Raw genomic sequence first — 26,984 nt, 5'->3', positions numbered from 1 at the left:
CACCAGATATGACAAGACCGCCACCTCCTACGAGGCAGCGGTCAATCTCGCGTCATTCCTACTCTGGGCAAGATCCGTTTGAAGACGGACCCTAGGCCGTTTCGGCTCTCAAACGATCGAGCCCCTACCGAACCCGGAACGGTTCACAGGCTCCGCTTTCCCAGATCGAGCCGAGGGCTACTGCGACTGCCTACTGCAGGGCACACACCCGGAAAACACTGCGAAGCAACGCAAACGAGCGAGGAGCATTTCCGCAGGTCAGGGCAAGTCAGTGCGCGTTCGCACAGGTCAGAGCCACGCCACAGGACTCCACTCTCAATCGCACGGGCTCAACCTACTGCCCGCCACGGACGCCCCGGCAAGCCCCCTGCGACGGGAGCGGGCCACGGTCCCGGCTTTCCGCCACCCCCTTGACAACCCTTGCGCCCCGGCGACAGCATTCCATTGGACAGAAAAAACTTTCCGCAATACGGAATACGAAATCGCGGCCGGCGCGCCACGGAGAACCCCGGCGACCGGCCCGGCCGACAGCACGGCCGCCCCTACGGAAGGGAGCACCGCCCCATGGGATTCGCGGACCAGCGCTTCGCCGTCAACCTGTCGATCCTCTTCACGGAACTCCCGCTCCTGGAGCGTCCGGCGGCCGCCGCGGCGGCGGGTTTCACGGCGGTCGAGCTGTGGTGGCCCTGGACCGGCTCGCCCGCTCCCGGGCGGTCCGAGCTCGACGCCCTGAGGACGGCGGTCGAGGCCGCCGGTGTCCGCCTGACCGGGCTGAACCTCTACGCCGGGCGGCTTCCCGGTCCGGACCGGGGCGCCCTGTCCCTGCCCGGCGAGGAGTCCGCGAGGTTCCGCGCCAACATCGACGTGGCCGCCGAGTTCGCCGGGTCGCTGGGCTGCACGGCGCTCAACGCCCTGTACGGCAACCGCGTCGCCGGCGTGGACCCGGACGAGCAGGACGCGCTCGCGCTGGAGAACCTGGTCCTCGCGGCACGGGCCGCGGACAGGGTCGGCGCGGTCCTCCTCGTCGAGGCCCTCAACGCGCGGGAGTCACCGGACTATCCGCTGGTGAGCGCCGCGGCGGCCGTCGCCGTCGTCGACAAGGTCAACGCGGCGACCGGCCTCGGCAACACCCGGTTCCTCATGGACCTCTACCACCTCGCCATGAACGGCGAGGACCTTCCGCGGGTGATCGCCGCCCACGCCGGCCGGACCGGCCACGTGCAGATCGCCGACAGCCCCGGCCGCGGCGCACCGGGCACCGGGGCGCTCCCCCTCGAAGCGCTCCTCGACCGGCTCTCCGAGGCCGGTTACACGGGCCGGGTCGGCCTGGAGTACAAGCCGGGCGACCGGCCGAGCGCGTCGGCGTTCGACTGGCTGCCCGCCGGGGCCCGGGCCGCCCGCTGATCCGCGCCCCCGATGACGCAGCGGAGTCTGCAGAGAGGCACCCTCATGAGCGACGACCTCCCCAAGGTGGCGTGGATCGGTCTCGGCATCATGGGCTCGCCCATGTCGGAGAACCTGATCGGGGCCGGGTACGACGTCACCGGCCACACGCTGGAGCGGGACAAGCTGGAGCGTCTGTCCGCCGCGGGCGGCACCGCCGCCGCCTCGGTCGCCGAGGCCGTGCGGGACGCCGACGTGGTGATCACGATGGTGCCCGCCTCCCCGCAGGTCGAGGCCGTCGCGTACGGCCCCGACGGCATCCTGGAGAACGTACGGCCGGGCGCGCTGCTGATCGACATGTCCTCGATCACCCCGCAGACCTCGGTGGACCTCGCGAAGGCCGGGGCCGAGAAGGGCGTCCGCGTCCTGGACGCCCCGGTGTCCGGCGGCGAGGCCGGGGCGGTCGAGGCCGTGCTGTCGATCATGGTCGGCGGTGAGCGGGCCGCCTTCGACGAGGCGATGCCCCTGTTCGAGGCGCTCGGCAGGACCGTCGTGCTGTGCGGTCCGCACGGCTCGGGCCAGACGGTGAAGGCGGCCAACCAGCTGATCGTCGCCGTGAACATCCAGGCGTGCGCCGAGGCCGTGGTCTTCCTGGAGCGTTCCGGCGTGGACCTGGGGGCCGCGCTCGACGTCCTCGGCGGCGGCCTCGCGGGCTCCACCGTGCTGGCGCGCAAGAAGGACAACTTCCTGAACCGCGCCTTCGAGCCGGGCTTCCGCGTCGACCTGCACCACAAGGACATGGGCATCGTCACGGACGCCGCCCGCGCCGTGGGCGCCGCGCTGCCCGTGGGGGCCGTGGTCGCCCAGCTCGTCGCCAGCCTGCGCGCGCAGGGCGACGGCGGCCTGGACCACTCCGCGCTGCTGCGCGCGGTCGAACGGCTCTCCGGCGCCCGGGTCTGACCGGGCGCCCCGAACGTCCGGGCCGCGGCGGCGCCGACATCTGTCCTGTCGCGCCCGGGCGCCGCCGCGACCCGGATCCGCGTCCGTCGGGACGGGCTCCCGGAAAGGGAGTACCGGACCGCGGGGCCTGCTCCGGGTGCGGATTCCGGCCGCGGCCAGCAGCCTTGGACCATGGAGGCTGACGGCATGGAATTCCCCAGGATCGTGGTGCACACGCCGGGGCTGGACGGCTCGCGGCGGGTCACCGAGGGCGACAGGGCGCTCGGCATCGCGTACCACCTCGACGACGTGGTCGAGATCCTGCGCCAGGCGGACGTCGACCTCGACGTGATCGAGGTCGAGGAGAGCAACATCATCGAGTGGCAGGGCGGCGGTCCGGACGACTGGCCCGGCCTCTCCGAGCACTCGGAACACACGGGGCACACGGACGGATGAGGGCCGCGCGCCCCGGACCGCGCGTCCGGCGCCCCGGCCGGGTCGCCGCGCCGGGCGGCGAAGGGCCTTCGGGGCGTACGCAACCGGGCGTAGAACGCCTACGGAACCCTCAAATCAACCTCTGAACCCCGCCTCGGGGGCTTCACCTGCCGCCGGATCAGGCACATCCTCGGCACACGGGGTCCCGCCGGCACGGGGGCGGCGGGTCCCGAACGGGGGGAGCACGGGGGCACGGGGGTAGCACCATGAGCAGAAGCGCGGCGGTCGGGGCGGTGCCCCGGCCGCCGCGCCGCTGCCGCGCCTGCCCCGGGACCCGTCGTTCGGATCATGCGGCGGGACGGCGCCGGCTTCACCGGCGGCGGGACCGGCTGGGGGTCCTGGGGCTGTGTACGGTGACCGCCCGCGGGTTCGCCAGGAACGGCAGGACGTGCCGCAGGAAGAGACCCGGCCGCTCGTTGTACGGCTCGTGGGCCGTGGGCAGCCGGACGCTCAGCGTCCCCGCGGGGAGCACGCGCCGGGCACGGCGGCCGTCGAGCAGGGCGGGGACGACGGGGTCGCGGTTCCCCCACAGGAGCAGGATCGGCTGGCTCAGGGCGGCGGGGTCCGCGAGGCCGAAGTCCGGGGCGGCGAGTCCGCGCCAGAGCGCGCAGTGCACCGCCAGCCTCCGCTCGTCGTGCGGCAGCCGGCGCGCCCGGGCGTACGTCTCCCGGGCGCTCGGGGTGCCCAGCCGGCCCAGATAGGCGCGGGCCAGCGGGACGACGAGCCTGCGGGCGCGGGCGGGGCGGCCCATCACCTCGCGGCAGAACCAGCGGGTGAGCGCGGTGTGCCGGGTGAACCCCGCCGGGTCGACCAGGACGAGCGCGGTGACCGACGCGGCGTGGGGCCCCTCGGCGAGACGGCAGGCGACATAGCCTCCGACGCTGTTGCCGAGCACCGCGACCTCCCGCACGCCCTGCTCGTCGGCGAGCGCGTCGATCACCCGCTCCGCGACCTCCACCAGGCCCTCGGGAGTGATCCGCCCGGGTTCCGGGGCGGTCGAGTCGCCGTACCCGGGCCAGTCGAGGACGAACGTGCGGTACCGGTCGGCGAGGGCCGGCAGCACGGCGTCGAAGTCGCGGCCGTCCCCGGGGCTGGCGTGCAGGAGCAGCAGTGCGGGAGCGTCGGACGGGTCCGGGGCCCCCGCCGGCCGGGCGCCGGGCAGGGGGTCGAGGAGGCGTACGGCGATGTCGCCGAGGGGGGTGGGGACGGTCATCCGCATGGGGCGAGCATGCCGGACGCGTCCGCTCCTGGGAACAACGCGCCCGGACGGTCCGTCACTTGGGGGCCCGGCCGGTCCGTCACCCGGAGGCCCGCCCGGCCGGGTCCGCGGACGGACGGCCGCGTCAGACCTCCAGGGGCCTGATCGAGGTGGGCGCGTGGCCCGGCTCGGTCGCGACCTCCTCGAACTCGACCACGTCGCCGATGTCGTTCGTCCTGCTCATGGCGATGTTGGTGACGCGCTCCAGGATCGCCTCGACGACGACGGGGACCTGGAACTCGGCGGCGAGCTTCTTGGCCCGCTCGAAGGCGGCGCCGAGTTCGCCGGGGTCGGTGACCCGGATCGCCTTGCAGCCGAGGCCCTCGACGACCTTGACGTGGTCGACGCCGTAGACGCCGAGTTCCGGGGAGTTGATGTTCTCGAACTCCAGGTTGACCTGGAAGTCGATGTCCAGTGCGAGCTGCGCCTGCCGGATCAGGCCCAGGTAGGCGTTGTTCAGCAGGACGTGGACGTACGGGATCCTGTGCTGGGCTCCGACGGCCAGTTCCTCGATCATGAACTGGAAGTCGTAGTCGCCGGAGAGGGCGACGACCTGGGCGCCGGGGTCGGCCCTGGCTACGCCGAGCGCGGCCGGGACGGTCCAGCCGAGCGGGCCCGCCTGGCCGCAGTTGATCCAGTGGCGCGGCCGGTGGACGTGCAGCATCTGGGCGCCGGCTATCTGGGAGAGGCCGATGGTGGAGACGTACCGGGTCTCGGGACCGAAGGCCTTGTTCATCTCCTCGTAGACGCGCTGCGGTTTGATCGGGATGTCGTCGAAGTGCGTCCGGCGCTGGAGGGTGGCCCGTTTCTCCTGCGCCGAGGCGGCCCAAGCGGAGCGGTCGGGCAGCGCGCCCGCGGCCTTCCGCTCCCTCGCCGCCTCGACGAAGAGCTCCAGGGCGGCCCCGGCGTCGGAGGCGATGCCGAAGTCGGGGGCGAAGATCCGTCCGAGCTGGGTGGGTTCGACGTCGACGTGCACGAAGGTCCGGCCGGCCGTGTAGACGTCCAGGTCGCCGGTGTGGCGGTTGGCCCAGCGGTTCCCGATGCCGAGGACGAAGTCGGACTCCAGGAAGGTGGCGTTGCCGTAGCGGTGCGAGGTCTGCAGGCCCACCATGCCCGCGTTGAGCTCGTGGCCGTCGGGCAGCACGCCCCAGCCCATGAGCGTCGGCACGACCGGGACCCCCGTCAACTCGGCGAACTCGACGAGGAGTTCGGCTGCGTCGGCGTTGACGATCCCGCCGCCGGCCACGATCAGCGGGCGTTCGGAGGCGTCCAGCAGCCCGAACGCCTTCTCGATCTGGGCGCGGGTCGCGGCGGGCCTGTACGCGGGCAACGGCTCGTACGTCGCGGGGTCGAACTCGATCTCGGTGAGCTGCACGTCCACGGGCAGGTCGATCAGGACGGGCCCGGGGCGCCCGGAGCGCATGAGGTGGAACGCCTGCTGGAAGACGCCGGGGACCTGCGCGGCCTCCAGCACGGTGACGGCCGTCTTGGTCACCGGGCGCGCGATCGAGGCGATGTCGACGGCCTGGAAGTCCTCCTTGTGGATCACCGCGGTCGGCGCCTGTCCGGTGATGCACAGGATCGGGACCGAGTCTCCGCTCGCGGAGTACAGACCGGTGATCATGTCGGTTCCGGCGGGACCCGAAGTCCCCACGCAGACACCGATGTTGCCGGCACAGGTGCGGGTGTAGCCCTCCGCCATGTGCGAGGCGCCCTCGACATGACGGGCGAGGGTGTGGCTGATCCCGCCGGACGCCTTGAGCGCCGCGTAGAAGGGGTTGATCGCCGCGCCCGGAACGCCGAACGCGTCGGTGACGCCCTCGCGCTTGAGGATCTCGACTGCCGCGCGGGCAGCGGTCATACGAGCCATGGAGTACTCCTGCTTCGGCCGTCGGACTCGCGCTCCCGTCGCGCCCCGCGGAGAGCCGCGGATTCCCTTTTCAATTCCGCATTGCGGAAACTTACTTCTGCTATCTGGAAGCAATGTAGGTGCCGGGGCGGGGAGCGTCAAGGGTGGGCGGCGCGCCGGAGCGGACCTTCGCGCGTCGCGGCGTTTCGCTGCCGGACGCCGCCCGGAGGAGGACGATGGACGCGCTGACCCGACGTGAGTTCCTGGAGCGGTCCATGGCCGAGAGCGTGCCGGTGCGGTGTCCGGCCTGCCGTCGCGAGCACCTGTACGCGGCACCGTCCTACCCCTGCGCGTGCGGATCGCCCGTGACGGCCCCGATCGACCCCCTCGCGGAGGCGAGCCCCGTCACCCACCGTGCGTGGGACGACGAATGGACGACGGTCCGGTGCGGCGCCTGCGGCCGCGAGAGCCAGTGGCCCCGGCCCGAGCTGGGCTGTCCCTGCGGGACGACGCTGCGCATCCCGCTGCGGACGGCCGGCGCGGCGCCCGGCGCCCGCCCGGCGGAGCCCGCGCGGGACAGGGCCGACGCCGATGCCCCGGCACGAGACACCGGGGACGCCGGAGACGCCGGCACGGAGGGCCTCCCGGGCGGGACCCGGGAGGCCGGGTCCGGTGGCGGGCGGGGCCCGCGTGAGGGTGCGGCGGAGGGACGGCCGGCGCTCCGGCCGGTCACCATCCGTACCGCGCGCGACGCCGTCACCGCCGCCGCGCTGTGCCTGGGCCGGCTCGGCTACCGCGACATCCGGCGCGCCGACCAGCGGCCCACGTCCGGGATCGGGCTCGCCGCCCGCGGCATCCTGGCGCAGGTGGATCCCACCGCGCGGCCGGCCACGCTGCGCGACGTGGAGTGCCTGTGGCTGACCGCCATGACGGAGTCGGCGAACTGCGTGTTCTTCTCCCTGGCCGGGTACGCCGAGGACGCCCGCGCCCGCGCCGACGCCCTCGGCGTCCCCCTCTTCGTCCTGGACCGCACGGGCGCTCCCCGGCCGGTGAACAGCCCGGCCGACGCACTCGTCGCCGTCACGGACCGGCCACCGGACACGGACTGACCACCGGGCACGGGCCCCGGGCCCCGGGCCCCTATTCGGCGTACGTCTCCCGCAGTTCGACCTTCCGGACCTTCCCCGAGACCGTCATCGGGAAGGTCTCCAGGACGCGCAGCCTGCTGGGGATCTTGTAGTGCGCGAGCCTGCCCTCGCAGAAGGCGCGCAGCTCGTCCAGCGTGAGGGGGTCGGCCGGATCGCGCGGGATGACGCAGGCGAGCACCTCCTCGCCGTAGCGTTCGTGGGGGATGCCGACCACCTGGACGTCGGCGATCTTCGGATGGGCGTACAGGAACTCCTCGATCTCGCGCGGGTAGATGTTCTCGCCGCCCCGGATGATCATGTCCTTGATGCGGCCGACGATCTCGACGTACCCGTCCTCGCGCATCACGGCGAGGTCGCCCGTGTGCATCCAGCGCCCCGCGTCGACGGCCTCGGCGGTCTTCTCCGGCTCGTTCCAGTAGCCGAGCATCACGCTGTAGCCGCGGGTGCACAGCTCCCCCGCGGTGCCGCGCGGCCGGGTCACCCCGTCCACCGGGTCGACGACCTTGACCTCCAGGTGCGGCAGGACCCGGCCGACCGTGCCCGTGCGGTGTTCGAGGTCGTCGTCCCGGCGGGTCTGGAGGGAGACGGGCGAGGTCTCCGTCATGCCGTAGCAGATGGAGACCTCCTCCATGTGCATCTCGGCGACCACCCGTTTCATCACCTCGACCGGGCAGGGCGAGCCCGCCATGATGCCGGTGCGCAGGGAGGACAGGTCGTACTCCGCGAAGTCGGGGAGGTTCAGCTCGGCGATGAACATGGTGGGCACGCCGTAGAGGGAGGTGCACCGCTCCTGCTGCACGGCCCGCAGCGTCGCCGCCGGGTCGAACGACGGGGCCGGGATCACCATGCACGCGCCGTGCGAGGTGGCGGCCAAATTCCCCATGACCATGCCGAAACAGTGATAAAAGGGCACGGGGATGCAGACCCGGTCCTGCTCGGAGTAGTCGATCAACTCGCCAACGGAATAACCGTTGTTGAGGATGTTGTGGTGGGAGAGCGTGGCCCCCTTGGGGAAGCCCGTCGTGCCCGAGGTGTACTGGATGTTGATGGGGTCGTCGCAGGACAGTTCGCCCGCGCGGACGTGCAGTGCCTCGTACAGGTCCGGGGTCCCGCGCCGCAGCAGCGCGTCCCAGCCCGGGTCGCCGATGTAGACGGCCTCCCTCAACTCCGGGCATCTTCCCCGCACTTCCTCGACCATCGTCCGGTAGTCGCTGGTCTTGTGGCTCAGCGAGGCGAACAGCAGCGAGATCCCGGCCTGGTTCAGGACGTACTCGACCTCGTGGGTGCGGTAGGCCGGGTTGATGTTCACCATGATCGCGCCGATGCGGGCGGTGGCGTACTGGACGAGCACCCACTCCGGGCAGTTGACCGCCCAGATGCCCACCCGGTCGCCCTTGGCGACTCCGGAGGCGAGCAGCGCGCACGCCAGCTCGTCCACGGCCGCGCCGAACCGCGCGTACGTCCAGCGACGGCCCGAGGGTACGTCGACCAGCGCCTCACGCTCCGGCCAGGCGGCGACGGCCCGGTCGAGGTTGGCCCCGATGGTGTCGCCGAGCAGCGCCGTGCCGCCCGTCCCGTGCGCGTACGAGAATTCGGTCACCGGAAGTCCTCCTCGCGGTACTCGGCGTCCGAGCCGGCGGCCGTGGCCTCGCGCAGCTCGATCCGGCGGATCTTGCCGGAGACGGTCTTGGGCAGCTCGCCGAACTCGATGCGGCGGATGCGCTTGTACGGGGAGAGCACCGTGCGCACGTGCTCGAAGAGGAGCTTGGCGGTGTCCGGTCCGGGCTCGTACCCGGCGGCGAGGACGACGTACGCCTTCGGGACGGCGAGGCGCAGTTCGTCGGGGGCCGGGACCACGGCGGCCTCGGCGACCGCCTCGTGCTCCAGGAGCGCGCTCTCCAGCTCGAAGGGCGAGATCTTGTAGTCGGAGGCCTTGAAGACGTCGTCGGCGCGGCCGACGTAGGTGATGTAGCCGTCGGCGTCGCGGGAGCCGATGTCCCCGGTGCGGTAGTAGCCGCCCGCCATCGCCTCCGCCGTGCGGTCGGGGTCGCCGTGGTAGCCGGTCATCAGGCCCACCGGGCGCTCGGACAGGTCGAGGCAGATCTCGCCCTCCGTGGCGCCGGGCGCGCCCGTGACGGGATCGAGCAGTTCGACGCGGAAACCGGGGCCGGGACGGCCCATGGAGCCGGTCTTGAGCGGCTGGCCCGGACTGTTGGACACCTGGACGGCGGTCTCCGTCTGCCCGAAGCCGTCCCGGATGGTGACACCCCAGGCGCGCCTGACCTGCTCGATGACCTCGGGGTTCAGCGGCTCGCCCGCGGCGACGACCTCGCGCGGCGGGGTCCGCAGCAGGCCCAGGTCGGCCTGGATGAGCATGCGCCACACGGTGGGCGGGGCGCAGAAGGTGGTCACCCCGGCCCGGTCCATCTCGGCCATCAGACGGCCCGCGTCGAAGCGCGTGTAGTTGTACAGGAAGACGGTCGCCTCCGCGTTCCACGGCGCGAAGAGGTTCGACCAGGCGTGCTTGGCCCAGCCGGGCGAGGAGATGTTCAGGTGGACGTCCCCGGGCTTCAGCCCGATCCAGTACATGGTGGCCAGGTGACCGATCGGGTACGAGACGTGGGTGTGCTCCACGAGCTTGGGCCGGGCGGTGGTGCCCGAGGTGAAGTAGAGCATCAGGGGGTCGTCCGCGTGGGTGGGCCCGTCGGGCTCGAAGACGGCGTCGACGCCGGCCGTCTCCCCGTACGCGTGCCAGCCGGAGCGCGCGGCACCGACGGCGATACGGGTGTAGTCCCCCGGCACGGCGTCGAACTTCGCGGTGTCCTCCGCCCGCGCGACGACGTGCCGCACCCGGCCGCGTTCGATCCGGTCCGCCAGGTCGGCGGGGCCGAGCAGCGGGGTGGCCGGGATGACGACGGCACGCAGCTTCATCGCGGCCAGGGCCGTCTCCCACAGCTCGGCCTGGTTGCCGAGCATGACGAGGACGCGGTCCTCGGCGCCCACCCCCCGGTCCCGCAGCCAGTTGGCCACCCGGTCGGAGCGCTCGGACATCTCGGCGAAGGAGACCTCGACACGTCCGCCGTCCTCCTCCACGATGTGCAGGGCGGTGCGGTCGTTGTCCCGCGCGATGACGTCGAACCAGTCGAGGGCCCAGTTGAAGTGCTCCGGGCGGGGCCAGCTGAAGCCCTCGTACGCCGTGGTGTAATCCGCGCGGTGCTCCAGCAGGAAGTCCCGTGCGGCACGGAACTCCCCCGCCCTGCCCGTCGTCGCCGTCATGTGTCCTCCTCGTTGCCGGACCGCCGCCTACCATCGTGTATTCCGTGATGCAGGTCTCACCACCCCCGAACGGGGGTACCCGCGACGAAGGGACGAGCAGGTGGCAGCGGACACGGCCGGGTCGGTGGAAGTGCGCGCGGCACTGGTGCGGCTGCGGCGTGCCACGGGGCTGCCGGTGGCCTTCGGCGGCCTGGTCGACCCCGGTGGACGGCAGGTGCGCATCAGCGAGCTGAGCGGTACGGCGACGCCCGCGCTGAGCGCGCTCGCGGTCTCGTCGGGCAACGGTCTGGGCGGCAAGGCGGTGGCCCTCGCCCGGCCCTGCGCGGTGAGCGACTATCCCGCCTCGCGGCAGATCAGCCACGAGTACGACGTGGCGGTGGCGACGGAGGGGCTGTGTTCGGTCCTCGCGGTTCCCGTCGTCGTACGGCGCCGGGTGCGCGGTGTGCTGTACGGCGCCCTGCGGACGGCACAGCCGCTGGGCGACCGCACGCTGGGAGCGGCCGTCGCCGCGGCCCGGGACGTGGAACAGGAGCTGGCCGTCCGGGACGCGGCGCACGATCTGCTCGGCGTCGTCCGCGAGCCCGGCCCGGCGCCCGGGGCGGCGGGGGACGCCGCCTGGGAGGAGGTGCGCGAGGCACATGGGACACTGCGGGCGCTGGCGCCGCGGATCACCGACCCGCGGCTGCGGGCCGAGCTGCTCTCCGCGTGCGGCCGGCTGGCCGACGCGGCGGCGCCGACCGGGAAGGCCGCGCACCCCGTCGGGCTGGCTCCGCGCGAGGTGGACGTCCTCGCCTGCGTCGCGGCGGGGGCGACCAACGCGGCCGCCGCCGAGCGGCTCGGGCTCCGTCCGGAGACCGTGAAGGGGTATCTGCGTTCGGCGATGCGCAGGCTGGGCGCGCACACTCGTCTGGAGGCGGTCGTCGCCGCACGCAGGGCCGGGGTGCTGCCATAGGGACCGGCCGCCACGGCACCTTCCATTCAATCGTCCGGACCGTGAAATGACGTATGCGAACCATCTGTTATTTCCCTCACCATCCGGACTGTCCGAAATTCGCAGAGACACTGCCTAATATTGGCCAGGACACGACACACGAGGGGAGCGGTGACCGTGCGAGGGGACTTCAGGGAACCTGCGAGACCGCGCCCTGACCTGGTCATCGGCCGGGAGGAACTCTTCGCGGCGGCCCGCGGACAGCTCTCCGGGGGTGGCAGTGTGCTCGTGCACGGGCCGGCGGGAATAGGAAAGTCGACCGTTCTGCGGGCGCTGGCCGCGGAATGCGCCGAATCGGCGCGGACCGTCTTGCGTTGCTCCGCCACCGAGTCCGAATCCCATCTTCCCTTCCTCGCTCTGGCCGACCTCCTCGGTCTGGTCGTCGACGAGATAGCCGACCGGCTGCCCGCCCCGCAGCGCACCGCCCTGGAGTCGGCGCTCACCGGCCGTGGCGAGTCCACCCTCCAGCGCGACGGGCTGGCGCTGCGGCTCGCGGTGCTGTCGGCGTTCCGCGCCCTCGCCGCGCGCGGGCCGGTGCTGATCGTCGCCGACGACCTCCAGTGGCTCGACCCGGCCAGCGCCGAACTCCTCGGCTTCGCCGCCCGCAGGCTCGGCGGCACACCGGTGCGCATGCTCTGCGCCGTCCGTACGGAGACCGAGCCCCAGGCACAGGACCACGACCGCTATCTACGCGCGTCTGTCCCGGAGACCCTCGCCCTGCGGGTCGCCCCGCTGACCCGGACCCAGGTCGCCGCGCTCCTCGTGCAGCGCGGTTACACCGGTCTGTCCCGCTCCACCGTGCGCGACATCCACCGCACCAGCGGCGGCAACCCGCTCTTCGCGCTGGAGCTGGGCCGCGCCCTCGCCGAGTCCCCCACCCGGCCGAGTCCGGGCGAACCCCTCCCCGTACCGACGTCGCTGCGCGCGCTCGTCCTCAGCCGGCTGGACATGCTGTCCGCCGAGGCCCGCCGCACCCTGCTGGTCGCGAGCGCGGGAGCCCGTCCGACGCTGTCCCTGCTGCGCGCCGCGGGCCGGGAGAACGCCGAGGCCGAGACGGCCTCGGCCGCCGCCCTCGGGCTCCTCGCCACCGAACGCGAGACACCGGGCATCCGTTTCGCGCACCCCCTGGTCTCGGCCGCCCTGTACGCGGAGGCCGACCCGCAGGAGCGGCGCGCCGCGCACGCCGCCCTGTCCCACGCGGCCTCCGATCCCATCGAGCGCGCCCGGCACCTGGCGCTGGCCACCACCGGCACGGACCCCGCCGTCGCCGCCCGGCTCGGCGAGGCCGCGGCCGTCGCCCGTGACCGCGGCGCCCCCTCGGTCGCCGTCGGGCTCGGACTGCTCGCCGCCCGGCACACCCCGGCCGACACCCGGCCGGGGCCGGACGAGCGGCGGCTCCAGGCGGCCGAGGACGCGCTGACCGCCGGGGAGACCGACCTCGCCCGGGACATCGCCCGCCAGGTGCTGTCACGAGCCACCGCCCCCGCCGAACGGGTCCGGGCCTGGATGGTCGTCGTCGACTCCGCCGGACAGGCCATGGCCGAGATCGACGCCGTCTTCCCGCAGGCGCTCGCCGACGCGGGCGACGACCCGGGCCTGGTCGCCCTCGTGCGCTACCAGCTCGGCTGGCGGGCCCTGCTGATGGACGGCGAGATGACCAAGGCCCGCGAGGAGGCCGCCCGGTCCGCGCGGCTCGCGGCGCGCGCCGGGGACCGCCGCACCGAACTGCTCGCACTCGGCTTCCAGGCGCAGATGGAGACCCTGATGGGGCACCCGGACGCGCCCTCGACCATCCAGCGGGCGATGCGCGAGCCACAGGACCCGAGGGTCGCCTGCGACCACAACGGCGCGGGCGCCGCCCGCTTCCGCTGGCTCATCATGGGCGACCGGCTCGCCGAGGCCCGCACCGCCATCACCGCGCTGCTGCGCGAGGTGCAGCGACGCGGCATGGTCGAGAGCGAACTGCACTTCCTGCGCGGCCTCGCCGAGACCGAACTGCGCTCCGGCCACTGCGGCCGCGCCCTCGACCTGGCCCGGGAGAGCCTCAGGCTGGCCCGCGACACCGGCATCGGCGAGGCGGCCACCGCCATGTTCACCTCGCTCGCCGAGGCGGCCGGCGGTGACGTGGACCGGGCGCTCTCGCTCGCCCACGAGGCCGTGGACCGCGCCGAGGAGGACGGCGACATGGTCTACCTCTCGCGCGCGCTGGGCGCCCTCGGGCACGCCCAGCTCGTCGCCGGGGACGCGTCGGCCGCGGTCCACTCCCTGCGCCGGGTCCGGGAGCTGGAGGAGAGCCTCGGTGTCATCGACCCGGCCCGGGGCCGCTGGCACGGCGACCTGGCCGAGGCCCTGGTCAGGATCGGCGAGACCGCGGAGGCGCAGGACGTCATCGACGTGACGCGCAGACGGGCGCTCAGGCTGGAGCGTGAGAGCGTGCTCGCCGTACTCGACCGCGCCGAGGCGCTGGTACGGGCCGCACGCGGCGAACAAGGACCCGCGGAGCGCCAGTTGGCCTCGGCGCAGGACCGCCTGGGCAAGCTGGGCTACGGCCTGGAGGAGGCCCGCGCCGCGTACGCCCTCGCCGGACTGCGCACCTTCTCCCCGGCCGCCGGGTCGGCCCGGGCGGGGACACCGGGGCCCACCTCCTACGACGAGGCGGCCCGGCTGTTCCGCCGGTGCCGTGCGCTGCCCTGGCTCCGGCAGGCCGAGGCGGCCGCCGCGCGTCCCCCGGCCGCGCCGCCCCTCGCCCCCGCCGCCCTCGACACCCTCGCGGCCACCGAGCGTCAGGTCGCCGCCCTGGTCATGGAGGGCGCCACCAACCGCGAGATCGCCGGGCGCCTGTTCATCAGCGTCAAGACCGTGGAGGCCACGCTCACCCGGGTGTACCGCAAACTGGGGATACGGTCGCGGGTCGACATCGTGCGGCTGGCGGCGGAACGCAGGCCCGACTGACGCTCCCCCGGTCCGCAGGGAAGGCTTCCGGCCGGGCGGGGCGCCCCGACGGAAGCGGGGCGCACGGGAAGCGGGGCACGGGGGGGCGGGTCCGGAAGCGTACGGGCCTGGAAGAGTACGGGCCCGGAACGACGGCTCGGGGCGCGCGGGAAGCGGCCGGACCGGTGAGACTGCGGGCCGGAACGGTGACGCTCCGGCCGCGACCGGTAGAGGTCCGGGCCAGGACGGTATGGCTGCTGGGTGACTCCCTCGGATGAACGTGCGTCGGACGGGCGGGTCCCGCGGGCCGGGACCAACCGGACGGCGCCCGCGTCAAACACGGCCCGTGCCGTACAAGGGTTTTCCCTCCCCCCGCCCCACTAGGGGGTTCCCCCATTGGGTGAGAGCGGTCCCACCCCCTAGCGTGTGGGCGTGCCGCTCGCTCGGGCCTACGACACTCCATCCAGAGGTGTCGTGACTTCCCCCCACACACCCGCGCGTCCCCCCACCGGCAACTTCCAAGGAGACCGATGTTCGGGCTCAACCGCGTCAAGAACAGCGCCGCCCTCTGTGCGGCGACCGCCGCAGCCGCCGCGACCACGCTGCTCGGCGCCCCGTCCGCCGCAGCCGCTCCCCAGCCCATCGTCGGCGGCACGACGACCACGACGACCGCGTACCCGTTCATGATGCAGATCACCGACGCCAGGCAGAACCAGTTCTGCGGCGGCACCCTCGTCGCCGCCGACAAGGTCGTCACGGCGGCCCACTGCATGTCGGGCGAGACCACCAACAGCGTCCGGGTGGTGGGCGGGAGGACGTTCCTGACCGGCACGGACGGCACGGTCAGCAGGGTCAGCGACATCTGGATCAACCCCGAGTACACGGACGCCACCGAGGGCGACGACGTGGCCGTGCTGACCCTGTCCACGCCGATGCCGTACACCCCGGCGCCCTACGTCTCGGGTTCCGACACCGGTCTGTACGCGACCGGCGCCACGGCCCGCATCGTCGGCTGGGGCACCACCTCGGCGAACGGCGCCTCCTCGAACCAGCTCCGCACCGCGACCGTCCCGATCGTGTCCGACACGAGCTGCGCCGCCTCGTACGGCTCCAACTACGTGGCCTCCGACATGGTCTGCGCCGGTTACGCCGCCGGAGGCGTCGACACCTGCCAGGGCGACAGCGGCGGCCCGCTGCTCATCAACGGTGTGCTGGCCGGCATCACCTCCTGGGGCGAGGGCTGCGCGGAGGCCGGCTACCCCGGGGTCTACACCCGCCTGACGACGTTCTCCGGCCTGGTGACCGAGCAGGTCAACTCGTAGCGACCGATGATTTCCTGAGTACCCCTCAGGCAAAAGCCGAGGGGCGTTGCGAGCCTCCACGAGCGGCCCGCAACGCCCCTCATCCAAGGGCACGCCCCTCATACCTGCCGGCGGACGGCTTCCCCGCGGCGCCTCCCGTCCGCCGGCACCTCACGGCCGTGCGACCGTGCCGAACCGGATGTCGTACCCCTCTCCGGCGTGCATCGCCGTGAGCATCCGCTCCCCCTCCGCGCCGACCTCGTCCCGCTGCGCCCCGGTGAGCCTGCCGAAGGGTTCGACGACCAACGCGCCCTCCTCCAGCTTCCACAGGCCGGACACGAAACCGTCGACGAGCAGGGTGCGGTAGGCCTGATTGCCCCGCCAGGTACGCCCCTTGAGGTCCGCGGGGACGACCCGGGAGCGGTCGGCGTGGGACAGCAGCAGATTGTCGAACTCGGGCAGGAAGCGGGGCGGGGCGGGGGTGTCCGGGTCGGGCCGGGACGCGTCGGGAAGGTCGAAGAGCTCCACTCCGTTCTCGTCGCGGAACACCGTCAGACCGGGCCGCAGCCGTTCGAAGACCTCGCGGAGCCGGGTCAGGCCGGACCAGGTCTGCATGTCCTTGACCGAGGCGGGTCCGAAGGCCGCGAGATAGCGCAGCACGGTCGCGTCGGGCGCCGGGGCGGGTTCGGCGGGGCGGCCCAGCCAGTGCTCGACGGTGGTGAGGGCGACCTGGCCGCTGCGGCCCCACAGACCGCGCGGGGTGACCTGGACGAGCGGCAGGGTGCAGCGGGCCGCGACGGTCAGGGCGAACGGGTCGGCCTTCGGCCAGTGCGCGAACAGTTCCCCCCGGAGCTGCTTCATCGTGCGCGGTTCGGCCTCCACCAGCTCACGGCTGATCGCGGCGAGCCGGTCCAGGTCGACGCCGGTGAGCCCCTTGCGGAAGTAGGCCAGCTCCCGGTCGCGGGCGGCCTGCACCAGCGGACGCAGGGTGAGGGCGTCGTCGGCGGTGTGCGTGTGGATGGTGGAGCGCATGGTGACGATCCGGACGGCCTCGCGTGCGTCCATGGCCGCCGACAGGTGCTCGGGCCGGAAGCCGTCCAGACGGGCCGCGAGGGCGTAGTACGGGGGCTTCACGTTCTGCGCCTGGAGGCCGAGGAGGTGCTCCACGGCGGCCGTCGCGGACATCGGGGCCGGGCGCAGCAGGAGCTGACGGTCGAGGGTCGCGCGGTTGAGGGCGCGGGTGCCGAGCACGGGGGCCGTCGCGGTCGTCTTCGTCATACCGGCACGCTAACCCCGCTCGCGGACACCTTCTGTCCGCAACTCCCGTCCGGGCCCGCCCTGTCCCGTCCGGCACCCCGTTGCCACGGTCCCGTCCCCGCGGCCCCGCCCGCATCCCCCCACCCGGCCCCTGTCCACCGGCGGCACGCGGGCGTTTGCCCCGTATATCCTGCCCGGAGTTCGCGCAGACGTACGTTCGAGCCTGGAGGCAGCCGCGATGTCCGAGCGACGCGCCCGCTCAGCCTCGGAGAACCGGCGGGGCGCGGGGGACGCCGACGACTCCCCGGAGGGGAAGGGCCCCGGGGGCACCGAGAACACGAAGGCGGAGCGAAGGCCCCTGTGGCGGCGCGCCCTGACTCCGCCGTCCGCCGCGCCCCCGAGCCGCACGCCGCCGCGCGACGCGCCTTCCGCGCCCGAGCCCGCCGAGGTCGCGAGCGTCGTCCAGTCCGCGCTGTACCGCGACGGGGTACGGGTGTCGGCGCCCGGGTCGCTGGCCGAGACCTTCCGTGAACTGCGCGAGCAGCCGGACGGCATGGCGTGGATCGGCCTGGCCCGCCCGACGGCTGCCGAACTCCATTCACTGGCCGCCGAGTTCGACCTGCATCCGCTCGCCGTCGAGGACGCGATGGAGGCTCACCAGCGCCCGAAGCTGGAACGGTACGGGGAGACCCTCTTCGTCGTCCTGAGCGCCGCCCGCTATCTGGACGCGGCCGAGGAGGTCGACTTCGGTGAACTGCACGTGTTCGTGGGACCGGACTTCGTGATCACGGTCCGGCACGGCGCGGCACCGGACCTCTCGGCGGTGCGCCGCCGCATGGAGGACAGCCCGGAACTGCTGAGGCTCGGTCCGGAGGCCGTCCTCTACGCCATCCTCGACTCCGTCGTCGACGGTTACGTCCCGGTGGTCTCCGGCGTCCAGAACGACATCGACGAGATCGAGACCGAGGTCTTCCGCGGCGATCCCGCGGTGTCCCGCCGCATCTACGAACTCTCCCGCGAGATGGTCGAGTTCCAGCGCGCCACCCGCCCGCTGGTCGGCATGCTGCACAGCCTGATGGCCGGTTTCGCCAAGTACCGCACGGACGAGGAGCTCCAGCGCTACCTCCGTGACGTCGCCGACCACGTCACGCACACCAGCGAGCGGGTGGACGGATTCCGCCAGGCCCTCACCGACATCCTCACCGTCAACGCGACGCTCGTGACCCAGCAACAGAACGCCGAGATGAGGGCGTTGGCGGAGGCGGGCTTCGAACAGAACGAGGAGATCAAGAAGATCTCGTCGTGGGCGGCGATCCTGTTCGCGCCGACGCTGGTGGGGACGATCTACGGTATGAACTTCCGTCACATGCCGGAGCTGCGGTGGGCGTTGGGCTATCCCTTCGCGATCGTCCTGATGGCGGTCGTCTGCACCAGTCTGTACTTCATCTTCAAGCGGAAGGACTGGCTCTGAGTAGCGGAAGCCTCGCCGCTGAGGCACTGTCCCCTACTCGGCGGAGGCTGTCTCACCGTCCGCCTACGACTGCGAGCGAGTGGTCCAGATGACACTGCGGTCTTCACCTTCGAAGGCGGGTCCGACGGGGTCTTCTCCGCCGTACTCAACCGTGATGTTTCGACACAACACGAACCCTGCCCCACTCCTGGACCGCAGGACGACAAGCAGATGGAACTCTCTGCTGGACGGGTTAATTCCAGAGAAACCGAGAATCTCTTCAGCCTCGGTCGTCGGCCGGATCGACCGCCTTCCCCGCACGGGCCGCAGCGACGGGGTCCGTGACCCTGTCCAGCCGGTCACGCACCCAATATCGCCGTCGCGCCAACCGGGTTGCTCGCCCGCGCAACCTGCGCGGCCAGAGGCGGAACGTGCTCACCGGAACGGAGGCGAAGGGACAACGGGCACCTCGACAGCTTCGCCGGTCGGCGGAACTACCTGAGCATGCCCGTTGATCACGCAGCCGCACCGGGAAACTCCAAGATCCCCGACAGAGTCAAACAAACTCAGTTATGCGGTCCGAGCCTCGACGCCTTCAAGGGCTTCGCGGGTGATCTCGGGAACGAAGACGGAATCGTTCTTCATCCCCTCGGGTAGGTGGCCTCGGCTGTCCTCACGAAAGAGGAACGTGCCACGGGGGGTGAGAATGCCCGCCCCGATCCTGTCGGCGAGTTCAGCGATGACGCCACGGATCTCGCCCATGGCGGGACGCTCGACCCCGATGATGTTGCCCGAGACAGACAGTTCGGCTTCCCCGCCGTCATCCGCGCGGATCCAGAAATCCATACCGTTGGCCGTCGATTTCCCGGGCACGACACCATACGGAGCGAGAACCGTCCGCACCACGTCCATGTCGGGCGGAACGAGTTCACCGTCCACGAACCTATAGAGCCCCAGACTGTAACTCATTTCACTCCTCTTGCTCGTCAGGAAGGTGACGGGTGTCTCCCCTCTTCCTGCAGGGGGAGACACCCGTTGCTCAGCCCGTGACCGGGACGGGCCTGAACACGAACTCGATGCCCTTGACGTCGTTGTCGATCGCCCAGAGCCGCAGAGCAGTGGCGGTTCGCTCGTTGTTCATGTACCACACGACGGGCACACCATTGGCTGCCGCGACCTGTTTCTTCATCGTTGTGGTCTCCGCGGTGGGAAACTTGAGCTTGCCGGTGCTCGGGTTGATGAAGCTGTCGGGATAGTGCAGGTTCTTGGCGTCGATGAGTTTCCCGTTCTTATAGCCGTCGAACTTGACGAAACCACTCGGTGTGGAGGCGGGAACCTTGTACACGAAGCCTTCAGGCACCCCGTCCGTCACCACACGCTGATAGGCGGCGTCGGCTGATTTCATCGACTCCTTCTCCGTGAACCATCTGCCGGGCCCACCGAGCTCAACCCAGCAGAACTCGCCGCTGACGGTACGTGCGAGAGCGGCGATGCGGGGCTTGCCGCACGCCTTGCCCAGTGCCTGGAGGGCCCTGGCGCCGATACCGGCGATGGCCTCTTCGCTCAGGGGGAGAGCGCGCAGGGCTTTCCACGCGTCGGCGAATCCGATGCCGGTCCTCGCGGCGGCGTCGGCTGCCTTGACGGCCTCCGCGATGGGCCTGATGATCTTGCCGGCGAACAGGCTTGCGACGTCCAAGGCGGCCCAGGCGCAGCCGCCCGCGCTTCCTCTCTCACCACCGGGCATGAGCTGGGCGCACCTGATCCAGCTGCCGAAGAGGATGTCGACCGGATCGACGTTCGCCTGGAACTCGGCGATCGTGATGGTGTGTGTGATCGTCTGGGACAGTTCATCGGTCCGGACCTCGCCGAGGTACAGCGTGGCCTCGGCCGGGCATATGAGCTTCTGCGGATCGATACCCTCGGCACTGCACAGGTACAGGTCGAGGACCTCCTTGTACCGGATCTTCGAGGTCATCGTGCAGTCGCCGTTGTAGAAGAGCTTGTCGATGAAGCCCTCGCAGCCGTCCGTCTGCTTGGTGACCTCCGGCTCGCCGACCTTCTCTATGTGGTCGACGACGTAGAACACGTTGCCGATCGAGTGACCGTTCTCGTCGGGGACGGTTCCGGTGTTGATCTGCTTGGCCTTCTCCGCCTTCTCGGCCCTGTCGGCGGCTTCCTGGGCTTCCTGCGCGTATTCGTCGGCGTCCTTGGCGTCCTGTTCGGCCTGGGCGGCGGCAGAGCGGGCCACGGAGGCGTCGAGTTCGGCGGCGTCGGCGGAGGCCACGAGTGCCTTGGCCGTCTCCGCGTTGGCACCGTTGGCCTGGGTCTTGGCGTCCTTGGCGTGCTGTTCGGCCTCATCGGCGAGCTTGACCGCGGTCTTGGCCTCGGCGGAGGCGTCCTTGGATGCCTTGATGGCATCGGCGACCGCGCTGGTGGCGGTCTTCACCGCCGCGTCGGCCTTCAGTTTGTCGGCCTGGGCGGCGTCCGCGTCGGAACGGGCCCGCTTGGCAGCGGCCTCGGCGTCATGCGCGGCTCCACCCTATGCAGGCACACACGGAACCGAATGGAGGTTCGATACGCCCGGGAGGATGTTGGCGTGAAACCTCCCACCGCCCAACAGTCCGCGGTCGGGGCCCTGACAGCCCGGCGGCGCATGGATTTTCTGCGCACTCCCTGCACCCAGAAGGTGGGGTGCGGTTTGCGCCTGTCCGGCAAAGTATGACCGGTTTTCGACATCAATGAGGCACACGGCCCGCCCCCGTGTGTAGTGGTTCTGGCCCGCTACTTCCCCCGTGGTGACGGGCCAGCCCTGTGTCCAGCGGGCGAGGGTGACCGTGATGGGCCGGTCGGGACATGCAGCAAGGCACTCGGCGAGCACGATCTGCTCGGCGGGGTCGATGGCAAGACGGTAGCGGGTCTTGTCGGCGACCCGGTCGGTGACGTACTGGCACCAATAGCCGGCGTATGGCGGCAGCCATGTGGAGGGGGAGTCTCCGTTCGCCCAGGTGGGAGCCGGGTTCGGAGTGTCAGAGGCGACCGCGTGGCGGGACGTCGACGAGACAACGGGGTAGCCGGACGAGTCGGCCTGGGGATGCCCGGCAAGTGGCGGACCCCTCGAGGAGCGTCCTGCCCCGCCATGTGAGGGAACCTGGTGCGAATCCGGGGTTGACGCACAACGGTATGGGATGGCGAGGAGCCGTTCCGGTGCTTGTCAGGCTCAGCCGACACCGACGGGATATCCACCTTCCGATTCACAGTCGCCCGCGAAGAGCCTGTTGGCAGACTCGACCTACACGCCGAGAGTTGACCCGGCGTGGTTGCCGTGACGCCTCGCACAGAGCCACTCACAGCACCTGCCGCCCCCAGCGACGGCCACCCCTGGGGAGAATCTGGGGAGAATGAGACGCGCCGGGGAGTGCGCGGGGAGAACCGATCGCGTCACGCGACACGCACTCGAAAGACTCCGAAAGATTCATGCACACAGGCCAGAGACGATTCTGACCGCATCGACGCAGGTCAGGGCGACTCGGTAGAGGACTTCAAGAAGATCTCGTCGTGGGCGGCGATCCTGTTCGCGCCGACGCTGGCGGGGACGCTCTACGGCATGAACCTCCGTCACATGCCGGAGCTGCACTGGGTGTTCGGGTATCCCTTCGCGGTGTTGCTGATGGCGGGGTCTGCACCAGTCTGTACGTCATCTTCAAGCGGAAGCGGTGGCTCTGAGCAGTCGCCACGAGGGACCCCGTCGCTGGTGAACGTGGCGCTGTCGCCGGTGGACGTCGGCCCGACCGCAGGCGTCGGCGGAACGTTCGGGGCCGCTGGGGAGAATGAGGGCTCTGGCCACAGTTCCGTGAACCCACGAAGGACGCGTGTGGACAGGCGGTGCGTGAAGTTCAGGGAGCACCGGGGTGGCCCGCGGCGGCGAACTGATCAATGACGTCGCGAAGTTGCTCGAGGAAGTCGCGCAGACTGGCGGCCACGGTACAGAACTCGTCGTTCCAGGATGCGGTCCTGGACTTGTGGACCGTGCCGTTGGCCACAAGAGCGAAGAGATTGCCGCCGCCGTCGCTCCCGAAGACGAGTCCATGATCGCCGTTCGCGAGGGGGACCGCGCCGTACTCGTCCACCCGTCGCCTCCGCCTCCGCTGTGACGTCCTACGATGCGTCAGTCCTCCGGCAGATCCGGATCATCGTGCGGCAAGGGAAGTCCATGCGCCTGTCCAGCTACGTCAGGAAGGCCGCCATGGGCGCGGCGTCGATACCCCTCCTCGCCGGGTGCACGGGGGAACAGGATGCGGGCGGGGCCGTGGAGCGAGCCGCGGGGAGGCCTGCCTCCTGGACGGACCTGCCGGTGCGGACCGGCGCACGGGACGTCGTCCACACGGACACCGACCACCGGTCGTACCAGGTCAGGATCACGGTCAAGAGCCTGGTCCGGGGTTCTGAGGAGGACATGCGGGGGGCGCGCGTGGATGAGGAGCTGAAGGGCATGGTCCCCCACTACCTCACCTTCGAGGTCACCAACACCGGCCGGAAAAAGATTCCCGACGCCTACATGGTGGACAACGATTTCGCCCTGAACGGCACCGACTGGGCGCGCGGGGAGGAGATCTACGTCAGCGGCGGCAGGCCGGGCGGGGTCGACCTGCCCTGCGCGGACACCGCACCGAAGACGCTGGCACCCGGCGACTCGTACAACACCTGCGTGACCTACGCGCTGCCCGAGGGCGTCGGCGTGCTGTCGCTGGCGCATCACGCCGACGGCTACCTCGACGAGGGCGGCGCGGTCGCCACCTGGCCCGTCGAGGGCGGCCTCCAGGCGGCGGCCGCCGGGCTGGCGGATCCGGGCGACATCGTCCGCGTCCGGTGGGACGACCCCGAGGACGGCGTCCTCGAACTGCCCGCCACGCTGGTTTCCGTACGCCGGGGCAGTGCGGCCGACCTCGCGGGTCTGGACCTCGACCTCAACGAGAACGAGCGGCGCGGCGTCCCGTACTACGTGTCGGTCACCTACACCAACACCGGGCCGAAAGACCTCTACGCCGACCAGGCCGACCGCGTCCGCCTGCTCACCGAGGGCGGTCGACAGATACGGGGGAAGACCCCCTTCGTCCTCGACACGAAGATCCCCGGCTGTCCGTCCGACTGGGTCGCCCGGATGGTCCCGCCGGGCGACAGCGTGACGGAGTGCAGCATCCACCTGGTGACGGACGACGGCGACAAGCCGTTCGCGGTGGGTTTCGCGGAGGCGGGCCGGCCGGGACTGGCGGCCTGGCGAGCCCCCCTCCACTGAGGCGGCCGGGGCAGCCGGCCGACCTGCCGCCCGTCTCCGCGAGCGGCAGGTACACGCGGTTACCCGCCGCCGCGAACTCCTTCGACTCCTCCGGCATCCCCGCCTCGATCTCTTCAGGCGTCGAGCCCTCGTCACCACCGAACTGCTCTGTGATGCTTCCGCTGATCTTCATCGAGCAGGGCTTCGGCCCGCACATGGAACAGAAGTGGGCCGTCTTGGCGAGCTCGGTCGGCAGTGCCTGGTCGTGGAACTCCCGCGCCGTGTCCGGATCGAGAACCAGGTTGAACTGGTCGTCCACGGCCTTCACCGACACAGCCTTCAAGGACTCGACGGCTCCGGACTCGGACACGTTCTCACTGGTCATCGATGCATCTTCCATGATCGGGAGTTACACCGAACGTCTTACAGTCCCTGATCCGGGAACGAGAACGGCCCCTGGGATTCGCCTAACCAGGACAGGGACCGTTCTCAGTGCTCAGCAAGCGGAGGCGGTGTGATGCGAACCCACGGTGACATCGCTGCCACGACGGTTTTCAGGATCGCCGCACCAGGGCGTGAGGAGCCCGCCGAAGAGCCGGACCTGTCAGGCGACGCGGTCGCCGTGGGCGTCGCAAGGCAGTTCGCTGGCGGGGTGGTTCGCGACGAAGTCCCGGGTGGCCTGCCGTTCGGCCTCGGTGATCGCGGTCGGTGAGACGTTGATGATGCCACCGAAGGGCCGGTCGACGTCCCGGATGATGACCAGCGCCGTCGTGAGCAATGCCGTGATCACGGCGAGAGTGACCAGTTGCCCTCGGTTGTTCCTGCGGGGCAGACAGATGCCGAGTGCCACGACCGTGATGGTCAGTGTCGCGAGGAGGAACCAGAAGATGGTGGCGGGGATGCTCGCGGTCGCCTGGGTGAGGCGTTCCTCTCGTTCCTCGGAGCGGTTGTTGTCGATGGCCACCAGCATTCCGAAGGGCGTCTCGCCCTGCATGGACCGGAATGTCTTCCGGAAGTCGGTCGACCACACGCTGGGGGCGGCCGAACCGGCGCCGTCGGCCATGGCGAGCCACTCCTGGTGGCGTACGGCGCGGGCGTAGCAGACGGCGCCGGCCTGGATCCGGGCCCGCTGCGCCGCGGGCCCGTACTCCGCGGCCTCGACGAGCTGGTCCACGGCCCGGGCCTCGGCGCGGGAGGCGATCTCGGCCTTCCCGTACGAGCTGGAGGCGGTGACCAGGACGAACGCGAGCAGCAGCACGGTCAGTGTCAGCAGCGGCCCGACGAGGTCCTTGACCGCCATGCCCTCGTCGTCGTCGCCGGTGATCAGCCTCGGTCGCAGGAAACGGTTCGCGGCGAGCCCCGCGAGCAGGGCGAGCACGGCGACGACGATGACAAGGGCCACGGACGGCCACCTCCGGGACTGGTGCGAGAGCCCCAGGGGCGGGGCGCCGTGATCATGCCCCGCCACCGGGTACGACCAGAACAGCAGAAACGTTCGAGCGCCCCCTAACGAGGGACGTTCCTTGCGCCGTAAAGCCCTCTGTCCGTGCTCACCCTTGCTGTCCGCGGTCGCCCCCTCCGCCCGCGGGGACCCGTCCCGCTACCACTCCTGCCGCGTGCAGCCGGAGCCGTCGTCGCCCAGGTCGAAGCAGGTCCGCGCGTCGGCGGGCCGCTCGACGCCGACCATGAGGGTGTAGAGGGAGTGGCTGGGGACGGACACCTGCCGGGTCTGGCGGCGGCCGTCGGAGGTCTCGACCCATACGCGGTCCTCCGAACGCGGGTTGCGAATGCGCCCCCAGACCGCGTCGCACATCGGGCTGTGGCGAAGCTCCACGGTCCGGCCCCGCACCGTACGCACCGCGTGGGTGGTCGCGTCCGTCCAGCAGACCGTCCTGCCCTGCTCGGAGTCGCGGTCCGTGCAGGTCTCCCCCCGGCACGGCATCGCGGTGCGCGCCGCGGCCGGCTCAGGACCGTCGGCGGCGGGCGCCCACATCCACGCCGCCACGCCGAACACGGCGGCCGTCACCGTGGCGGTCGCCACGACGGCGACGACCAGGGCATGGCGCTCCGGCTTGCGCGCCACGCCCGCGGGTGCCGCGCCGCCGCTCGCTCCGACGCCCTCGTGTCCGGCACCCTCGTGTCCGGTGACTTCGTGTCCGACACTCCTGTGTCCGGTGCCGGCGTGCTCGGTGCCGGCACCGGTTTTCGTGCCGGTTCCTGCCGTCGGGACCGCCCCGAGGCGCGGCTCGGAGCCCGACGCGGCGTCCGTCCCCGTGTCCGGCCCCGCCGCGGGGCACCGCGCGTCACGGCCGCTCCACGCGCCTTCGGCGAGTCGCCACAGCGCCAGCAGCCGGGCGGGATCGGCACCGCTCAGTCGCGCGAGGGTCTCCACGGCGTCCCGGGGCGGGCACACCTTGCCGTTGAGGTAGCGCTCCCAGGACGACTTGCTGTACGCGGTCGCGGCGGCCAGCGCGGCGAAACTCAGCCCGGTGGCCTCCTTGGCCTCCTTCAACCGTTCCACGAGCCGGCGGACCTCCGGGGACGGCAGGGGGGCCGTGCCGCCCGGGTGCGGACGTCTGCGCTCAGTCACGAGGCTCCCTGAGTGCCCGCCAGGTCCCGGGGCCGACGACGCCGTCGTCGTCGAGGCCGCGCGAGCGCTGGAAACGCTGGACGGCGTCCTTGGTGTTGGGCCCGAAGGACCCGTCGATGCCCTGGGGGTCGAAACCGTGCCGTTCGACCAGGCACTGCACTTCGGCGACCGCCTCGACCGTGACCCCTACGTGGTACGGATCGGTCAGGGTCGTGCTGTGCCCGGCGTACGTCAGACCGTCGCGCTCGGTGAAGTAGCAGGGGAAGGTCCGCGGGGAGTACGTCGAGACGGGCACGACCGACTGCTCCGCCGTCCCGCGCGGCTGCGCGGACGACTTCCGCCATTGGGCCGCCGCCAGCACCCCCGCCGTGACCAGCAGGGCGAGAGTCGCCGCCGTCGACACCACGGCCACCGCACCACGCCGGGCCGCACGGCCGGGGGCGTCCGGCCCCACCGCTTCCGGCGTGACATCCGGGTGCCCGCCGTTCACGTCCGCCGCCGCGGGCACCTCGGACGATCCGTGCGAACGTTCTGCTTCAGGCGCTTCCGGCGCTTCCGGCGTCTTCGTGGACGCGGCCACCTCCCACAGCGCGGTCAGCTTCGCCCGGTCGCCCCCGCAGACGTCCGCCAGGGCTTCCAGCGCCCACAGCGGCGGCAGCGCACGGCCGTTGAGGCAGCGCTCCCAGGAAGACCGGCTGTACCCGGTCCTGTTCGCCAAGGCGCTCAGGCTCAGCCCGCTGTGGTCCTTCGACTGCCGCATCTGCACCACGAGCCGTCTGACCGGTGAAGCCAGAGACTCGGGCAACGGCCTCCAACGCGGCATGCCCCATTCCCTTCGCGCGCA

General features: G+C 71.5%; 20 protein-coding genes and 2 pseudogenes. 10 read left to right on the top strand and 12 right to left on the bottom strand.

All coding sequences use genetic code 11. The annotated features are described in order from the left end of the window. Positions 1-564 precede the first annotated feature (564 nt). From ACFW6B_RS16710 to ACFW6B_RS16700, 3 genes are all read left to right on the top strand, one after another. Positions 565-1,404: a TIM barrel protein gene (locus tag ACFW6B_RS16710; protein WP_386596530.1), complete on the top strand. Its 840-nt coding sequence runs from the start codon at positions 565-567 to the stop codon at positions 1,402-1,404. Positions 1,405-1,449: 45 nt separating this feature from the next. Continuing rightward, the gene (locus ACFW6B_RS16705) at positions 1,450-2,343 is read left to right on the top strand and encodes a 2-hydroxy-3-oxopropionate reductase (protein WP_386596526.1); all 894 of its coding nucleotides are present in this window, start codon (positions 1,450-1,452) and stop codon (positions 2,341-2,343) included. Positions 2,344-2,529: 186 nt separating this feature from the next. After that, positions 2,530-2,778 (top strand): hypothetical protein, encoded by a 249-nt coding sequence (locus tag ACFW6B_RS16700; RefSeq protein WP_386596524.1) that lies wholly within the window; start codon positions 2,530-2,532, stop codon positions 2,776-2,778. 349 nt (positions 2,779-3,127) lie between these two features. On the opposite strand, the gene ACFW6B_RS16695 is transcribed toward ACFW6B_RS16700, so the two are convergent. Together ACFW6B_RS16695 and gcl are read right to left on the bottom strand one after the other, a co-directional pair. Beyond that, complete coding sequence (locus tag ACFW6B_RS16695; protein WP_386596522.1) at positions 3,128-4,036, bottom strand: alpha/beta fold hydrolase; 909 nt, start codon at positions 4,034-4,036, stop codon at positions 3,128-3,130. 124 nt (positions 4,037-4,160) lie between these two features. Beyond that, the gene (gene gcl, locus ACFW6B_RS16690) at positions 4,161-5,945 is read right to left on the bottom strand and encodes a glyoxylate carboligase (protein WP_386596520.1); all 1,785 of its coding nucleotides are present in this window, start codon (positions 5,943-5,945) and stop codon (positions 4,161-4,163) included. 215 nt (positions 5,946-6,160) lie between these two features. On the opposite strand from gcl, the gene ACFW6B_RS16685 reads away from it, so the two are divergent. Beyond that, positions 6,161-7,033 (top strand): hypothetical protein, encoded by an 873-nt coding sequence (locus ACFW6B_RS16685; RefSeq protein WP_386596518.1) that lies wholly within the window; start codon positions 6,161-6,163, stop codon positions 7,031-7,033. A 31-nt stretch (positions 7,034-7,064) separates the two neighbouring features. Here ACFW6B_RS16685 and ACFW6B_RS16680 read toward each other — a convergent pair whose 3' ends face one another. Further along, on the bottom strand, positions 7,065-8,672 hold the full coding sequence (locus tag ACFW6B_RS16680) for an AMP-binding protein (RefSeq protein WP_386596516.1): 1,608 nt from the start codon (positions 8,670-8,672) through the stop codon (positions 7,065-7,067). Next, positions 8,669-10,348 carry an AMP-binding protein gene (locus ACFW6B_RS16675; RefSeq protein WP_386596514.1) on the bottom strand — a complete coding sequence of 560 codons (1,680 nt, stop codon included), beginning with the start codon at positions 10,346-10,348 and terminating at the stop codon, positions 8,669-8,671. Before ACFW6B_RS16675 ends, ACFW6B_RS16680 begins: the two co-directional genes overlap by 4 nt. A gap of 100 nt (positions 10,349-10,448) precedes the next feature. Between ACFW6B_RS16675 and ACFW6B_RS16670 the strand changes: the two genes are divergently transcribed. From ACFW6B_RS16670 to ACFW6B_RS16660, 3 genes are all read left to right on the top strand, one after another. Next, positions 10,449-11,300, top strand: coding sequence for a LuxR C-terminal-related transcriptional regulator (locus ACFW6B_RS16670; protein WP_386596512.1), 852 nt, complete (start codon positions 10,449-10,451; stop codon positions 11,298-11,300). A 150-nt stretch (positions 11,301-11,450) separates the two neighbouring features. Further along, positions 11,451-14,291 (top strand): AAA family ATPase, encoded by a 2,841-nt coding sequence (locus tag ACFW6B_RS16665; protein ID WP_386596510.1) that lies wholly within the window; start codon positions 11,451-11,453, stop codon positions 14,289-14,291. 509 nt (positions 14,292-14,800) lie between these two features. Next, the gene (locus ACFW6B_RS16660; protein ID WP_386596508.1) at positions 14,801-15,592 is read left to right on the top strand and encodes a S1 family peptidase; all 792 of its coding nucleotides are present in this window, start codon (positions 14,801-14,803) and stop codon (positions 15,590-15,592) included. 150 nt (positions 15,593-15,742) lie between these two features. Here the strand turns inward: ACFW6B_RS16660 and ACFW6B_RS16655 are convergent, their stop codons facing one another. Beyond that, on the bottom strand, positions 15,743-16,849 hold the full coding sequence (locus ACFW6B_RS16655) for a winged helix DNA-binding domain-containing protein (protein ID WP_386596506.1): 1,107 nt from the start codon (positions 16,847-16,849) through the stop codon (positions 15,743-15,745). A gap of 217 nt (positions 16,850-17,066) precedes the next feature. On the opposite strand from ACFW6B_RS16655, the gene ACFW6B_RS16650 reads away from it, so the two are divergent. Continuing rightward, complete coding sequence (locus ACFW6B_RS16650) at positions 17,067-18,299, top strand: CorA family divalent cation transporter (protein ID WP_386596504.1); 1,233 nt, start codon at positions 17,067-17,069, stop codon at positions 18,297-18,299. Between the two features lie 549 nt (positions 18,300-18,848). Here the strand turns inward: ACFW6B_RS16650 and ACFW6B_RS16645 are convergent. Further along, positions 18,849-19,247, bottom strand: a complete 399-nt coding sequence (locus ACFW6B_RS16645; RefSeq protein ID WP_386596502.1) for a hypothetical protein — start codon at positions 19,245-19,247, stop codon at positions 18,849-18,851. A gap of 70 nt (positions 19,248-19,317) precedes the next feature. Further along, positions 19,318-20,724 carry a hypothetical protein gene (locus tag ACFW6B_RS16640; RefSeq protein WP_386596500.1) on the bottom strand — a complete coding sequence of 469 codons (1,407 nt, stop codon included), beginning with the start codon at positions 20,722-20,724 and terminating at the stop codon, positions 19,318-19,320. A gap of 1,086 nt (positions 20,725-21,810) precedes the next feature. On the opposite strand from ACFW6B_RS16640, the pseudogene ACFW6B_RS16635 reads away from it, so the two are divergent. Next, positions 21,811-22,001: pseudogene (locus ACFW6B_RS16635) on the top strand (CorA family divalent cation transporter); the annotation flags it as partial. A 170-nt stretch (positions 22,002-22,171) separates the two neighbouring features. On the opposite strand, the gene ACFW6B_RS16630 reads toward ACFW6B_RS16635, so the two are convergent. Further along, the gene (locus tag ACFW6B_RS16630; RefSeq protein WP_386596498.1) at positions 22,172-22,405 is read right to left on the bottom strand and encodes a hypothetical protein; all 234 of its coding nucleotides are present in this window, start codon (positions 22,403-22,405) and stop codon (positions 22,172-22,174) included. 83 nt (positions 22,406-22,488) lie between these two features. On the opposite strand from ACFW6B_RS16630, the gene ACFW6B_RS16625 reads away from it, so the two are divergent. Continuing rightward, on the top strand, positions 22,489-23,571 hold the full coding sequence (locus ACFW6B_RS16625) for a hypothetical protein (RefSeq protein WP_386596496.1): 1,083 nt from the start codon (positions 22,489-22,491) through the stop codon (positions 23,569-23,571). A 34-nt stretch (positions 23,572-23,605) separates the two neighbouring features. Here the strand turns inward: ACFW6B_RS16625 and ACFW6B_RS16620 are convergent. The 4 genes and pseudogenes from ACFW6B_RS16620 to ACFW6B_RS16605 form a co-directional block, all read right to left on the bottom strand. Continuing rightward, positions 23,606-23,866: pseudogene (locus ACFW6B_RS16620) on the bottom strand (phosphomethylpyrimidine synthase ThiC); the annotation flags it as partial. Between the two features lie 288 nt (positions 23,867-24,154). Next, a complete protein-coding gene (locus tag ACFW6B_RS16615) occupies positions 24,155-24,952 on the bottom strand; it encodes a hypothetical protein (protein ID WP_386596494.1) in 798 nt (265 codons plus the stop codon). 198 nt (positions 24,953-25,150) lie between these two features. Continuing rightward, entirely contained in the window at positions 25,151-26,140 is a 990-nt protein-coding gene (locus ACFW6B_RS16610; RefSeq protein WP_386596492.1) for a helix-turn-helix domain-containing protein, read from the bottom strand. Then, complete coding sequence (locus ACFW6B_RS16605; protein WP_386596490.1) at positions 26,133-26,945, bottom strand: peptidoglycan-binding protein; 813 nt, start codon at positions 26,943-26,945, stop codon at positions 26,133-26,135. Before ACFW6B_RS16605 ends, ACFW6B_RS16610 begins: the two co-directional genes overlap by 8 nt. Positions 26,946-26,984 lie beyond the last annotated feature (39 nt).

The sequence above is a fragment of the Streptomyces sp. NPDC058751 genome, from assembly GCF_042746485.1.
GTDB lineage: Bacteria > Actinomycetota > Actinomycetes > Streptomycetales > Streptomycetaceae > Streptomyces.
The sequence above is the reverse complement of the archived record's forward strand: the minus strand, read 5'-3'. Positions and strand labels throughout refer to the sequence as shown.

Bases quoted from the DNA above. Each gene is read 5' to 3' on its own strand.
- ACFW6B_RS16710 (WP_386596530.1), top strand. From the start codon at position 565: ATGGGATTCGCGGACCAGCGCTTCGCCGTCAACCTGTCGATCCTCTTC.
- ACFW6B_RS16655 (WP_386596506.1), bottom strand. From the start codon at position 16,849: ATGACGAAGACGACCGCGACGGCCCCCGTGCTCGGCACCCGCGCCCTC.
- ACFW6B_RS16700 (WP_386596524.1), top strand. From the start codon at position 2,530: ATGGAATTCCCCAGGATCGTGGTGCACACGCCGGGGCTGGACGGCTCG.
- gcl (WP_386596520.1), bottom strand. From the start codon at position 5,945: ATGGCTCGTATGACCGCTGCCCGCGCGGCAGTCGAGATCCTCAAGCGC.
- ACFW6B_RS16650 (WP_386596504.1), top strand. From the start codon at position 17,067: ATGTCCGAGCGACGCGCCCGCTCAGCCTCGGAGAACCGGCGGGGCGCG.
- ACFW6B_RS16685 (WP_386596518.1), top strand. From the start codon at position 6,161: ATGGACGCGCTGACCCGACGTGAGTTCCTGGAGCGGTCCATGGCCGAG.
- ACFW6B_RS16645 (WP_386596502.1), bottom strand. From the start codon at position 19,247: ATGAGTTACAGTCTGGGGCTCTATAGGTTCGTGGACGGTGAACTCGTT.
- ACFW6B_RS16660 (WP_386596508.1), top strand. From the start codon at position 14,801: ATGTTCGGGCTCAACCGCGTCAAGAACAGCGCCGCCCTCTGTGCGGCG.
- ACFW6B_RS16705 (WP_386596526.1), top strand. From the start codon at position 1,450: ATGAGCGACGACCTCCCCAAGGTGGCGTGGATCGGTCTCGGCATCATG.
- ACFW6B_RS16675 (WP_386596514.1), bottom strand. From the start codon at position 10,348: ATGACGGCGACGACGGGCAGGGCGGGGGAGTTCCGTGCCGCACGGGAC.
- ACFW6B_RS16625 (WP_386596496.1), top strand. From the start codon at position 22,489: ATGCGCCTGTCCAGCTACGTCAGGAAGGCCGCCATGGGCGCGGCGTCG.
- ACFW6B_RS16695 (WP_386596522.1), bottom strand. From the start codon at position 4,036: ATGCGGATGACCGTCCCCACCCCCCTCGGCGACATCGCCGTACGCCTC.